The sequence below is a fragment of the Marinigracilibium pacificum genome (assembly GCF_012926615.1).
Lineage (GTDB): Bacteria > Bacteroidota > Bacteroidia > Cytophagales > Cyclobacteriaceae > Mangrovivirga > Mangrovivirga pacifica.
Map to the genome: position 1 here is coordinate 113,258 of NZ_JABBNU010000007.1, position 14,358 is coordinate 127,615.

Sequence of the window (14,358 nt, forward strand, 5' to 3'; positions counted from 1 at the left end):
AAAAATACTCATGAATAAGCAAGAAAGAATATTAGCGTTAAAAGAAGAATGGAAAAATAACCCTCGTTGGAATGGTATATTAAGACCATATACAGCAGAGGAAGTTATTAAACTACGCGGAAATTTCAATATAGAATATACAATTGCAAAGCAAGGAGCTGAAAAACTGTGGAGAAAACTTAATTCAGAAGAATTTGTAGCAGGACTGGGAGCATTAACTGGAAACCAGGCAGTACAAGAAGTAGAAGCAGGATTAAATGCCATATACCTAAGTGGATGGCAGGTAGCTGCTGATGCTAACCTTGCTGGTGAAATGTATCCTGATCAGTCATTATATCCTGCGAATTCAGTGCCAATGGTTGTAAAAAGAATCAACAATGCATTGCAAAGAGCTGACCAGATTCAAAGCGTAAGTGGTACTGGTGATACTGATTATATGGTGCCAATTGTTGCTGATGCAGAAGCAGGGTTTGGGGGAAATCTAAATGCTTACGAATTGATGAAAGGAATGATTGAGGCAGGTGCTTCAGGAGTTCACTTTGAAGATCAGCTATCTTCAGCCAAAAAATGTGGTCACCTTGGAGGAAAGGTTTTAGTTCCTACTCAGGAGGCAATAAATAAACTAATTGCAGCTAGATTAGCAGCAGATGTAATGGGAACTCCTACTTTGATTGTAGCCAGAACTGATGCAGATGCGGCAAACCTTATTACTTCTGATATCGATGATAGAGATCATAAATTTATAAAGAAAGAAGACGGAAGAACACCTGAAGGATTCTATAATGTAAGAAACGGTGTTGAGCAAGGTATTGACAGAGGTCTTTCATATGCTCCATATGCAGACTTATTATGGATGGAAACAAGTAATCCTGATTTGGGTCAGGCGAGAGAGTTTGCTCAGGCAATACATGAAAAGTTCCCAGGTAAATTACTCGCATATAACTGTTCGCCATCTTTTAACTGGGCTGCTCATTTAACTGAGTTGGAAATGGAAAACTTCAGAGAAAAACTTGCTGAAATGGGTTATAAATTCCAATTCATAACTCTTGCAGGATTCCATGCTCTTAACACTTCAATGTTTGAATTAGCTACGGCATACCGTCAAAAAGGAATGGCAGGATATTCGGCACTACAGGAAAGAGAATTTGCTTTGCAATCACAAGGTTTCCGTGCTGTAAAACATCAGGCTTTTGTTGGAACAGGTTATTTTGATGCTGTTCAAAATATAGTAACAAGTGGTCTTTCTTCTACTAAAGCAATGGAAGGATCTACAGAAACTGCTCAATTTCATTAATGATTTAATTACCCGGTGACCATGATCACCATCCTTGTTAGTTTCGTGTCACCCATGATGTAATATGGGTGGCACTTTTGTTTATTTTTAATTTGGACTTATTCTAAACAAGGATTACTTTTGTCAAAATGATTAACCAGGAATCTCATATTGTTTATAAAAATTGTCTTGGATCAGTTGCTCAAAATGATCTTGATATGACTTTTGAACTTACCATGCATGGTAAGACAGTGTCATTGACACCTCAACAATTTTTGAGATTAAAAAACAAGGTCAAAAGCTTTAATCTTGAGGCAATGTTACTTCAAGAGGGTCATGCTGTTGAGATTTTAATAATTCCTGAGCATGATGAGGTATTTGTCCTTACTTGTATTGAAATGGTTCAGATAAGAGACCTTTTCAGTGGATCTATGGTTATGTTGTCATTAAATTCCATTCTTCAAGACGCACTTAAACCTGCATTATTCTAATCCGGTGCTGATTTAGACTTATTCTGAATTGGACTTTTTACGCTGATTTGCCGTAACTTCTTTTTACATTTACAGTTATAGTAAGTGTAAATAAATTCTTATAACTATGAAGGATTTAATCAGATTAAATACATCGCTGACTGAGAAAGTAGAAAGTCAGCTGAACGAACAAATCAGAATTGAAGCTGCTTCAAGTGCTCATTATTTGGCAATGGCTTCATGGTGTGATATTAATGGATACGAAAACAGTGCGGATTATTTCTATAAACAATCAGAAGAAGAAAGAGCTCATATGCTTAAAATATTTAAGTATGTGAATGATGTCGGAGGACATGCTATTTCTCCTGTAGTGTCTGAAATAAGACAGGAATATGGAAGCTTTAAGGAGATTTTCGAGATAGCTCTTGAAAACGAAATAGCTGTTTCTAAGTCTATTAACAACCTTGTTGACGTTTGTTATAAAGAGAAGGATCACAGCACTATCAATTTCTTACAATGGTTCCTTGAAGAGCAACGTGAAGAAGAATACGTAGCTCGAAGATGTCTTGAATTATTTGATGTAATAGGAGAGGAAACTCAAGGTAAATACATGATTGATAAGGAAATTCCTAGAATCACTTACGGAGGAGAATAAATTCTGATTAACAGATATAAAAAAGGCCGGTCATATGACCGGCCTTTTTTATTAATAATTCAGTAAGGCTTCGACTCTAATATTCATCATGTATTCTGGTTCAGTACACTCAACCCCATCAACACATTGGTTTACTGGTTCTGTCTCACCAAGTCCTTTTGCTTCAATTCTATCTTTTTCAATTCCCTTTGAAACTAGATGATTTTTTATTTTTCGTGCCCTTTCCTGGCTTAGTTGCATATTGGTTGTAGCATCACCGCGGCTATCTGTGTGTACAAAGAATTTAATTTTGTAGAATTTTTGAAGGTTGAGAATCTTTGCAATATTATTTAATTCAGTAATTGCGCTTTCTGTTAAGTCTGAAGTTCCATCTTCAAAGATAATATCATCAAATAGTAACTTTTCATTTGAAACTATCGGATTCATATCAACTGTATACGAAATCAGACCGTAATTCAATCCAAAAGTTTCTATATCTAATGTCTTTTCAAAAAATCCTTCTTTTGTAACAAATAATGAGTAGTCAGCTCCATCTTCAAGGATAAAGTCATACATTCCATCATCTCCGGTGGTGTATTCGTAATAGTGGCCATTAGTTTCATCGACCAAAATTACTTTGGCATCATCTATTAACCCCGAATTCTTTTTATCCCTGATTACACCTTGTAATAGAAGTGATTCAAGTACCAGAGGAAGTTTGATCAGATGATTGTCGACAAATAGATCCGATGTATTTATTACTCTTTCTTCTGAAGCAAAACCTTTTCTTCTAGCTACCAGGCGATAAGTTTGATTTCTTTCCAGCTCAAATCGGAACTGTGCATTTCTACCACCAAAAAACTGTTCGATAACTTCACCAGCTTCATTCATCAATACAACTTCAGCCCCTCTTACTTTCAGGTTATTGTCAAAGTCCATGATAATACCACTCAGGTGAGGAGAAGGAACAAGCGTTTTCTTAAACCCGAAGATTTTATCTCCGTTACCACTTTCCGTAGGTCTGTTTGATGAAAAATATCCTTTTCTACCATCCTCATAAATGGAAATTCCAAAATCATCGTTAGGGCTGTTTATGGGAGCTCCCATGTTTTCTACTTTTACTACCTGGGTATTATGAACGATGGCTCTGTATATATCCATACCTCCAAGTCCGCCATGGCCATTTCCAGTAAAATATAATGTTTGATCGATTATTAATGGGAATAATTCATGCCCTTCAGTATTGACTTCATCACCCATATTTACAGGGACACTCCACTCTCCATTTCTATTAATTGAAATGTAAAGATCCATTCCACCTTTTCCACCTGGTTTATCACTGGCAAAAATTAATGTTTGACCGTCTTCTGAAATAGCAGGGTGACCACAAGAATATGATCCATTATTAAATGAAAGTGCTTTTGGTGTTGACCATTTCTCTTTACTTTCACTTATCAATTCAGATGAAAATAATTGAAGTACACCTTGAGGTTTTTCTTTTGTTGAAACTGTTCGGGTAAATATCACTTTGGTACCCTGATTATAAAGTGCCATTGGACCTTCATGGTCTTTCGTATTTAGTGGTGCCGGAAGTTCAGTTTTTACAAAATCATTATTGAAAATATCAACTTTAAATAAATCATAATCAGCACCGCCTTTAAAACCAGGATGTCCCGACTTTGTCCCCACAGCATAAAGCTGGTTCTTGTATATATAAGGTGAGAAAATGTCTGATTTTTCCGGGGTAACAATTTCGTTAACAGTTAGGAAAGCAGTATCCTCAAAGAAAGTATTTAGCTGATATATCCCTTCAAGCTTGTTTTTAGGTCTGTTTTCTTCATTGGTATTCTTTCGATACAATGTGTAAAAGGTACCAGCTTCAGTATATTTTCCTTGAGAACTTAGTACTTCAGCATAAAAAAGAAAGAATTTTGGCTGTTCCAGTCCCCCTGACTTCAGCCCTTCACTTAACCACTTTGCGGCTTGTTTCTGGTTATTTGTTCTGAAGTAGCACTCACCTAATTGTAATTTAATGATATCAGGTATGTTCTTGTTTTCTTCAATTCCTTGATGAAAATAGGGGATAGCCTGATCATATTGCTGATTGTCATAATATCTTTGGGCAATATCAACAGGATTCTTCAGATTTGTAAATATCGATCCCTGGGCATAAATACCTGCCAAAGATGATAAGAACAAAATAATGCTCAATAATGATTTATGTAATGAAAATTTCATTGGTCCTTAAAAGTATTTTGGAGTAACTGTTGTCTTCTTTTCAAACGTGAACTTATAGCTTAGCATTAGTTCATGTGTCCCCGAACTATATACCCTCCAATCTCTTTTAGTTAAGAAATCATAACTGTATCCAAATTGAAGTCCGTTAGTTATCTGAAGTTTCAATAGACCAGATAAAGATTCCTGGTATCTGTATGAAACGCCGGTCCATAACACTTCTCTAAATAGAGCACTTACATTTAAGTCAAACCCCAGAGGCGCCCCATTAGCATATTTAATTAGTACGTGAGGCTTTAGTTTTATATCAGCATTAACATCAAATACATAACCTCCAGTAATAAAAGCGTGAGTTGTTAAAACTGCTTGTGAGCTATCGTTTTCATTATCAATATATATTTCATTCATTTGAGGTATTGAAGCACCAACATAGTAATTGTCTGTGTAATAATATATACCAAACCCAAATGTAGGCTTCCATGTGTTTATAACAACATTTCTGAAAGCTGGGTCTGTTGTTGAAATTTCTGAATAATCTGCATCGTAATTAACAACTCCAGCCTGAAGTCCGAATGACATAATTCCATTATCACTTGGTATACGATAAGTAACTTGAGGAATTATTGCTCTATTGGTAGTCACACCAATTTTATCTTGATAGATAATACCACCAAGAGCAATTTTTTGATTATTTAAAGGGCTATGTAATGCAAGTGTTTGAGTAGAAGGAGCTCCTTCAATACCAACCCATTGTTCTCTCCATATTATTGAAGTGTAAAACGCATCCTGGCTGCCGGCATAAGCTGGGTTAATTGCAGATCCGTTAAACATATATTGAGAATACATTGGGATTTGCTGTGCATGAACAATTCCACACACCATACTCAAAACTGCCGTAATTATAATTGACCTAATCATTTCTTACCTTTTTAACACTAAAAATCCTTGCAATGGCTTCGAAGACTCTTCTACATGTAGGAAGTAGAAATAAGTTCCGTCAGGTACACCATCACCACCAACATTCATTTCTGTATTTTCACCTTCCCATCTGACATCCTGATTATTGTAACCAGTGGCTTGATAAACCAGGTTACCCCATCTGTTATAAACTTCAATTCTGTTTTGAGGGAATTCACCAATTCCTTCAATCTCCCAGAAATCATTATTGCCATCACCATTTGGAGAGAAGCCTTTTGATGGTTTTAACGGCTTAATTACAAGCTCTTTTTCCTGGTAATCCGGAATTCCATTGTTATTAAAATCGGCAGGATTACATGGATCATTTCCGGCCTCTTCTTTATCAGAAATTTCATCTCCATCACTATCTGTTGATAAGTAATCAGGCGTGCCATCATTATCAGTATCTACAGGGTTATTTGGATCTGCACCGATCTCAATGTGATCAGGAATTCCATCTTCGTCACTATCAGATACGACTACTGTAATTACAATTACTGATTCAGAGCATAATCCTTTACTGTCACATGCAGTGTAATTAATTATATCCTCACCACCAGAGCAATTATTTGCTGTATATGAAAAACTTGAAGCATCAATAGTGTAGTTACCCAAAGCTGTTGATTCTGAAGAAACTTCCGAAAGTAAAATTTGATCATTTTCCGGATCCGAAATGTTTCCAAGTATCTGATCTGAAATAGTTTCACCACCAAGGACCTGGTAATATAAAGTCTCCGCTGAAGGTGCCTCATTGATATCAGTAACTGTAATTGTAATAGTTATTGAACTTTTCAGATTAGTATTATCAAGTACTTCTAAGTTTAAAGTCCATGTTTGCTGAGATTCATAGTCTAATAAATTAACATCACTAACATATATTTCTCCATTGTTTCTAATGTTAAAAGGAGTACCCGCATTAGATATATAGGCTCTTAAAATGTTATTCTCAGGGTCAGTGATATTTGCTAAAGTTACCACAGTACCATTAGGCTTATTTTCTTCAACTGAAGCATCTTCTGCAAAGATTGTTGGAGGCTCTGGCTTGTCTGTTATATTAATAGTTATTTGAGCTTCAGATGATAATCCTTTTTTATCAACTACTCTTACTATTATTGTGAATTGTTTATTTGTCTCGTAATCGAGAACAGAAGCATCTCCGACAGTTAATCTGCCATTTGCAGATAGTTTAAAGTATGGTTGACCATCACCACCAATAATCTCGAATTTATCAAGATTATTATCTTCATCTGTAGCCTCAAGAATTGATACAAGAGTATTTATTGCTGTGTTTTCTTCGATTTCAAACGTTGCATCTTGTGTTATCGGAGCTTCGTTAATATCATTTATAGTTATTGTAATCGTAGTAGAAGCAGTTAGTCCACTATTATCAGTAACTGTTAATTCAAGTTGAAACTCCGGATTTACCTCATGGTTAATTGCCGCTGTATTATTTACAGTAATGTTTCCATTTTGATCTATGACAAATGCATTATCAATGTTTCCTGAGGTGATTTCTACCGAAGTAATGTTGTTTTCCGGATCAGAGATCTGAGCTGTTACTACTGCAGTTCCGTTAGGACTATTTTCATCAATTGAAGCATCGTTTGCTGAAATAGAAGGTGCTTCAGGGATATCAGTTATTTTAATCGTTATTTGAGCTTCACTTTCTAAACCAAGATCATCGACAACTCTGACTATAAGTATTAATTGCTGGTTAATCTCATAATTTAATCCTGAAGGATCAGAAACTGTTAAATCACCATTAGCAGAAATATTAAAATATGGAGCTCCATCTCCTCCTATAATTTCAAATCTGTTAAAATTCCCATCTTCATCAAAAGCTGTAAGTGTTGATACTAATGTATTTACGGGTGTGTTTTCTTCAACTACAATTGTCTTATTTTCAGTTGTAGGAGCTTCATTGATATCAATTACTGTAACTTTTATAGTAAGCGATGCAGTCAACCCTCTTAGATCCGTAACAGTAATTTCCAGATCAAACACAGGGTTTACCTCAAAATTAATTGCAGAAGGATTGTTTACTGTTATATTTCCATTTTGATCAATTGCAAATGCGTTATCTATATTTCCGTTAGTGATCTCAACAGAAGTTACATTGTCTTCAGGGTCAGTAATAGTTAAAGTGGTAAGTAGAAATCCTGCATTAGGATTTTCATTAATGCTTTGATCAGAACCAGTTATAGAAGGAGGTTCGTTAACATTATTAACAGTTATTCTGATTGTGCCTTCTACTTTATTGCCGTTTTTATCTTTTACTTCAATTACTAAATCAAAGAATGGATTGGTTTCAAAATCAATTGCTGCTGGATTAGCTACAGTGATTAATCCTGTATTGTCAATAGCAAATGCGCCATCTGTATTTCCTCCGATTATCTTAAAAAGGAATGAGTCACTGTCAGGGTCTGTTACATCAACGGTAACAACTTCAGTTCCTGCAGGTACATTTTCATCTATACTAGCTGCAGTAGTATTAATTACAGGTGGTTCACCAGCTAAAGTGAAATATTCAAATGAAGAAGTGCTTTCATCTAAAGCAGTTTCAAGATCTGTTAAATTATCGTCATCATAGTTATAGATATCTGAGATGTCTTTATCAAATATGCTACTTGAGACATTTAAAGCACCTGTGAAATTATTTCTGTTTCGGGCAATTACAGTAGTTATTTTTATATTTTGATTTGCATTAATTCCTAATTCCGCCAGCGTAAAATATAGATCAGTAAAGGCAGGCACAGTACAATTACCAGCATTAGGGTTTGCTAAACTAGTTTGAGTAACATCCTGAGCCAGTGTTGTTTCTTGACCGGTTTCCAGATTGAAAATGTTTTTAACAGTAACAGGGAAACCGAAGAAATTGTATTTACCTACTGATACCTCCATATCAAACCCGGCATGATTTGAGTTTGATTCAATCAAGATATGTACAGAGAAATCATTCGTGTTGATATCTCCACTTCGTACCCTGAATACCACACCATCATCGGTTGTATTTACAGTTTCATCAGGGTTTACATAGTGGTAATAAAGCCCTGTTTGATTTTCACCAGTTACTAAGTCATAATTTCCACAATTGCCACCTTCCTGGGCATCACCATTTATTTCATTTGGACCAGCTATACCAATAAAAGACAATTCAAATTCGTTAACTTCATTTGAACCTGTAAACTGAGCTCCGGATGTAGTAATCCAGCCATCACCATTAGGGTCTAGAATAGCATTTGTACTTGCTGTCCCTGAAGGTCTGATAATTTCGCCTGGAACTTGGGCATATAAATCTTTACTTCCAATACTTAAAATACAAAGTATGGATATTAAAAAAGTTATCCTGTGCATATCAACAAAAAATGGCTTCAACTAAAAAATTACTCAGTGTTTGTACTGAATAATACAATAAAATAACTGAAATCTAATACAATTATTCACTCAAAGCAAATTCTTGTAGTAAAATAGAGGTATTTGTCTATTTTTAGAAATTAGTTATTGTTGCAAAGATAAAGTGAAGTGTATAAATCGGGTTGCATGAACAGATCTAAATTTGATGATTTTATTGTAAAACTACACGAAATGTTACGTGACCCCTTACCGGGGAGGGAAGCACAGCTTGAAATGTCAGCAAGATTTGATAAAGATATTGCTGAAAAGTATTTTAAGCCAGAAGAAAATGCGAAGAAAGGAGGGGTGTTGGTTTTGTTTTACCCCGATGAAAATGATATTTCAATACCTTTGATGCTTAGACCTGAATATCCTGGAGTACATGGAGGACAGGTGAGTTTTCCCGGAGGGAAGTTTGAACCACAAGATAAAAATTTGATACATACCGCATTAAGAGAAGCTGAAGAAGAAATAGGAATTAAATCTGCGGATGTCGAGATTTTGGGTAATTTGTCAGAGCTCTTTATATTCGCCAGTAATTTTTTGGTTGTACCAACAGTTGGATATTTAAATTATAAACCAGATTTTGTGCCTGAAGAAAATGAGGTGGAGAAAATAATTTCTCTTCCTGTAAGTCATCTTATTGACCCTTCAGTTGTAAAGTTTACCGATATTCAAGCATCAAAAAGTATCCGATTAAATGCTCCTTATTTTGATGTTGAGGGACATGTTGTGTGGGGAGCAACAGCTATGATGCTGTCAGAATTAAAAGCGATAATTACAAAAATTTACTCATGAAAAATCTATTGTCATTTTTTCTCATTTTAATTGCTACGATTTCAATTTATTCTAAAGAGAAATCAGATTTTGAATTTCTTGATGATATTACAAATGAGAAAAAGATTGATTTACTCCACCCTGAAAGTGCCTATTTTTTAGATGAAGGACCATTTGTTTTGGATATGCAGGATTATTTTGATCAGAATAAGGATAGTCTGATAATAGAAGCATATGGGCTAGAAACTATTCCTCAAAAGAGATATGTAAAACTTAACGGTACCAGGCATGAAAAGATCAAGGTCAGGGTTGGTTCAGGAGATAATGCGATTACAAAATCATTTTACTTAATCAAAAAGCGCCCTTTAGTTCAAAATGATGCAGTTGTCTTTGGTTTGCTGATGTTTATTTTGGGAATGATTTTTTATACATCAGGAAGTAAAAAACCAGCCTTCAAGAAGTTTTATTCCGTAATTCCTGCATTATTGCTTTGTTATTTTATACCATCGTTATTAAGCTTATTTAATATCGTTAATGCTTCATTATCAAATGTTTATTATGTAGCATCAAGGTTTATGCTACCTGCAGGACTGGTGTTGCTTACTATAAGCATTGACTTTAAAGAAGTGATTAAATTAGGGCCAAAGGCGCTTATAATGTTTTTTACAGCTACAATCAGTATAATAATCGGTGGTCCAATAGCGCTATGGATTGCCTATTCACTATTTCCAGGGTTAATTGGAGAAGAATTCTTTGATTCTTTATGGAGAGGGATGTCAACAATTGCAGGTTCCTGGATAGGAGGGGGTGCAAATCAGGCTGCAATGTATGAGGTATTCAAACCTAGTGGAAGGTTGTATTCTGTGATGATTGCCGTTGATGTTTTAGTAGCAGAACTGTGGATGGCATTTTTGTTAATTGGAGCAGCAAGAACAAATATTTTAGATAGAAAATTAAAAGCTGATACAACTGCCATCGATAATCTGAAAAAGAAGATGGAAGATTTTAGTCTTTCAGTAGCTAAAATCCCTACTTTTAGAGATCTGATATTGATTTTGGCTGTTGCTTTCTCTGCTGTTGCTGTTGGTCATTTAATGGCGGATTTCTTTGCTCCGTGGTTTTCAGAACACCTTCCTGAATTGAGCAAAAAGATGAGTTTGGGTTCAGCATTTTTCTGGTTAATTATTGTAACGACAACCATCGGTTTTGTACTATCATTTACCCGAGTAAGAGAGTTAGAAGGTGCCGGAGCTAGTAAGGTTGGAAGTGTATTTATATACATATTGGTAGCTACAATTGGTATGCAAATGGATATAGCTGCAGTTGTTGAATATCCTCAATATTTTTTAATAGGATTAATATGGATGATATTCCATGTTGTGATATTAATGGTTGTTGCCAAACTTATTAAAGCACCGTTTTTCTTTGTTGCTGTAGGCAGTAAAGCAAATATTGGTGGTGCAGCTTCTGCACCGGTAGTTGCAGCTGCTTTCCATCCGTCATTAGCTCCTGTTGGAGTATTACTGGCAGTATTGGGATATGCTTTGGGTACTTATGGTGCTTATATATGTGCATTATTGATGCAAGCCATAACTGGTTAGATATCACTTGACAGATTTTAGGGGTTTTAGTATAAAATCTATTGAACATTTAAAGATCTAATTCCGTTTTATGGGATATGAGTAAAAAAGATGCTGTAAAACATTTTGCTTTTGTATGTAGCGGAAAGTCATGCAAGAAGTGTGGAAGTAAGGAGTTAGAGAAGAGTTTATCTCATGCGGCTAAAAAACATGACTTGAAGGGTAAGTTCAAGGTTATTAATACAAAATGTACAGGCAGATGTAAAGAGTCTCCGGTAATGATAATCAAAGATCACTGGCATGTGATGGTGAAACCGGAAGACGGAGAAAAGTATTTAAAAAAGTATATTTTACAATAATAAAAGGGATCGTTTTCGATCCCTTTTCTATTTATTAATGATTCTTGTAAATTATCTTTATGCGTTTTGCTTCTTGATAAGATTAAGTGCAGAACCTGCCTTAAACCACTCAATCTGACCTTCATTGTAAGTATGGTTAGTTACAATTGTGTCTGTAGATCCATCAGCATGGGTAAGCTTTAAAGTTAAAGGCTTACCAGGTGCAAATGACTCAAGATCAATGATATCGATAGTGTCATCTTCCAGAATCTTATCATAATCACTTTCGTCTGCAAAAGTAATACCTAACATACCTTGCTTTTTAAGGTTAGTTTCGTGAATTCTGGCAAATGATTTAACTAGAACAACTCTAACGCCAAGGTGACGAGGCTCCATCGCAGCATGCTCTCTTGAAGAACCTTCACCGTAGTTGTGATCACCAACAACAATTGAAGGAATACCTTCAGCTTTGTAATGGCGAGCTACCTGAGGAACACCATTGTATTCACCAGAAATCTGATCTTTAACTGTATCTGTTTCATCATTGAAGAAGTTAACAGCACCAGTTAAAAGATTGTTAGAAATGTTGTCAAGGTGACCTCTGTATTTTAACCAAGGGCCAGCCATAGAGATATGGTCTGTAGTACATTTTCCTTTAGCCTTGATTAAAAGCTTCATTCCAGTAATGTTTTTACCATCCCAAGGCTGGAAAGGAGAAAGAAGTTGTAATCTGTCACTATCAGGACTTACAATTACTTCTACTCCGCTGCCATCTTCAGCAGGAGCCTGGTATCCAGCATCCTCAACAGAAAAACCTTTAATTGGTAATTCAATACCTTTAGGTTCAGGTAACTTCACATCTTCACCCGCTTCATTTTTCAATGTATCAGTCATTGGGTTGAATGTCAGGTCACCAGCAATTGCAAATGCAGTTACGATTTCCGGAGAAGCAACAAATGAGTGAGTGTTTGGATTACCGTCGTTTCTTTTAGCAAAGTTTCTGTTGAAAGAAGTGATAATAGAGTTCTTTCTTGTCGGGTCATCAGTATGACGTGCCCACTGACCGATACAAGGTCCACAAGCATTAGCAAGAACAACACCACCCATTTTTTCAAATGTGTTAAGATATCCGTCACGTTCAACAGTATATCTAACCAATTCAGAACCTGGAGTGATTGTAAACTCAGCTTTAGCTTTAAGTCCTTGATTTTGTGCAGACTCAGCAACTGATGCAGCTCTTGTGATATCCTCATAAGAAGAGTTAGTACAAGATCCGATCAATCCAACTTCAAGCTTCTCAGGCCAGTTGTTTTCTTTTACTTCTTTTGCAAATTGAGATAAAGGAGTTGCTCTGTCCGGAGTAAAAGGACCATTGATATGAGGCTCAAGCTCAGAAAGATTGATCTCAATCACCTGGTCAAAATACTGCTCAGGGTTAGCATAAACCTCTGCATCACCAGTTAAATGTTCTTTAATTTTATCTGCCATCTCTGCTACCTCAGCTCTTTCAGTTGAACGAAGGTAATCAGACATGCTCTTATCATATCCGAAGGTAGAAGTTGTAGCACCGATTTCAGCACCCATGTTACAGATAGTACCCTTACCAGTACATGATAAAGATTCAGCACCTTCACCAAAGTATTCAACAATCGCACCAGTACCACCTTTTACAGTAAGGATTCCAGCAACCTTAAGAATAACATCTTTCGCTGAAGTCCATCCGCTTAATTTACCAGTTAGTTTAACACCGATAAGTTTAGGGAATTTAAGCTCCCAAGGCATTCCAGCCATAACGTCAACTGCATCAGCACCACCAACACCAACAGCAACCATTCCTAGTCCACCGGCATTAACAGTATGAGAGTCAGTTCCGATCATCATTCCACCAGGGAAAGCATAGTTTTCCAATACTACCTGGTGAATAATACCAGCACCTGGCTTCCAGAAACCGATACCATATTTATTAGAAACAGAACTTAAGAAGTCATAAACTTCCTTATTGTTCGATTTTGCTTTTTCAAGATCTTTGTCAGCACCAATTTCAGCCTGGATAAGGTGATCACAGTGTACAGTAGATGGTACTGCTACCTTTTTCTTTCCAGCTTGCATGAACTGAAGAAGAGCCATCTGAGCAGTAGCATCCTGCATAGCCACTCTGTCTGGTGCGAAATCTACATATGACTTAGCTCTTTCAAACACCTCAAGTTGCTGACTCTCATGTAGGTGACTATAAAGAATCTTTTCAGTTAACGTAAGAGGACGGTTAACGAGCTTGCGGGCATTGTCAATTTTACCCGGCATTGCCTCGTAAACGGCCTTAATCATTTCAATATCAAATGCCATATTTATACAGTCTAAATTATGCTAAACTAATTTGAGCCACGAATTTAAATAAAAGGAATTAATCTTTAAAGTGTATTGGTCTCTATCATATATTAAATTCCTTTTTTAGAGCCTGTCTAAAGAAGGAGATGGCTGAAAATGTAATATTTATAGTTTTAAGTCTATTTATTTGTGATTAGGCATATACTAAAATTGTATTTTTATTTGAAAAATGACTATTTATTGCTTTTATTGAGTTAATTTCACGTGTTAATTTAGTATATGGTTATTTTGGTTGTAGCAGTATAAGCAGCCTTATTTTTTAGATAAATAGTGAAAATTAGTCGATAGAGTAACTAATTTAATTGATATAGAGGTT

10 protein-coding genes are annotated in these 14,358 nt (G+C 35.8%); 6 read left to right on the forward strand and 4 right to left on the reverse strand.

Features of this window, described 5'->3' with window-relative positions; translation table 11 throughout:
- Positions 1-10 precede the first annotated feature (10 nt).
- From aceA to HH304_RS12265, 3 genes are all read left to right on the forward strand, one after another.
- Complete coding sequence (aceA, locus tag HH304_RS12255) at positions 11-1,294, forward strand: isocitrate lyase (protein ID WP_169681900.1); 1,284 nt, start codon at positions 11-13, stop codon at positions 1,292-1,294.
- A gap of 128 nt (positions 1,295-1,422) precedes the next feature.
- Positions 1,423-1,764, forward strand: a complete 342-nt coding sequence (locus HH304_RS12260) for a hypothetical protein (RefSeq protein ID WP_169681902.1) — start codon at positions 1,423-1,425, stop codon at positions 1,762-1,764.
- Positions 1,765-1,870: 106 nt separating this feature from the next.
- The gene (locus HH304_RS12265; RefSeq protein WP_169681904.1) at positions 1,871-2,398 is read left to right on the forward strand and encodes a ferritin; all 528 of its coding nucleotides are present in this window, start codon (positions 1,871-1,873) and stop codon (positions 2,396-2,398) included.
- A gap of 51 nt (positions 2,399-2,449) precedes the next feature.
- On the opposite strand, the gene HH304_RS12270 is transcribed toward HH304_RS12265, so the two are convergent.
- Genes HH304_RS12270 through HH304_RS12280 form a run of 3 tightly spaced genes read right to left on the reverse strand, consistent with a single transcriptional unit; the run spans position 2,450 to position 8,923 of the window.
- Complete coding sequence (locus HH304_RS12270) at positions 2,450-4,615, reverse strand: OmpA family protein (RefSeq protein ID WP_169681906.1); 2,166 nt, start codon at positions 4,613-4,615, stop codon at positions 2,450-2,452.
- Positions 4,616-4,621: 6 nt separating this feature from the next.
- Entirely contained in the window at positions 4,622-5,530 is a 909-nt protein-coding gene (locus tag HH304_RS12275; protein ID WP_169681909.1) for a PorP/SprF family type IX secretion system membrane protein, read from the reverse strand.
- Positions 5,531-5,533: 3 nt separating this feature from the next.
- Positions 5,534-8,923 (reverse strand): cadherin domain-containing protein, encoded by a 3,390-nt coding sequence (locus HH304_RS12280; RefSeq protein ID WP_169681911.1) that lies wholly within the window; start codon positions 8,921-8,923, stop codon positions 5,534-5,536.
- Between the two features lie 186 nt (positions 8,924-9,109).
- On the opposite strand from HH304_RS12280, the gene HH304_RS12285 reads away from it, so the two are divergent.
- From HH304_RS12285 to HH304_RS12295, 3 genes are all read left to right on the forward strand, one after another.
- Positions 9,110-9,760, forward strand: a complete 651-nt coding sequence (locus HH304_RS12285; RefSeq protein WP_271711604.1) for an NUDIX hydrolase — start codon at positions 9,110-9,112, stop codon at positions 9,758-9,760.
- Positions 9,757-11,340, forward strand: a complete 1,584-nt coding sequence (locus tag HH304_RS12290; protein WP_333908755.1) for a DUF819 family protein — start codon at positions 9,757-9,759, stop codon at positions 11,338-11,340. The genes HH304_RS12285 and HH304_RS12290 overlap by 4 nt, the downstream gene beginning before the upstream one ends.
- A gap of 77 nt (positions 11,341-11,417) precedes the next feature.
- On the forward strand, positions 11,418-11,678 hold the full coding sequence (locus HH304_RS12295; protein WP_169681913.1) for a (2Fe-2S) ferredoxin domain-containing protein: 261 nt from the start codon (positions 11,418-11,420) through the stop codon (positions 11,676-11,678).
- A 57-nt stretch (positions 11,679-11,735) separates the two neighbouring features.
- Here HH304_RS12295 and HH304_RS12300 read toward each other — a convergent pair whose 3' ends face one another.
- The gene (locus HH304_RS12300; RefSeq protein ID WP_169681915.1) at positions 11,736-14,000 is read right to left on the reverse strand and encodes an aconitate hydratase; all 2,265 of its coding nucleotides are present in this window, start codon (positions 13,998-14,000) and stop codon (positions 11,736-11,738) included.
- Positions 14,001-14,358: the final 358 nt, after the last annotated feature.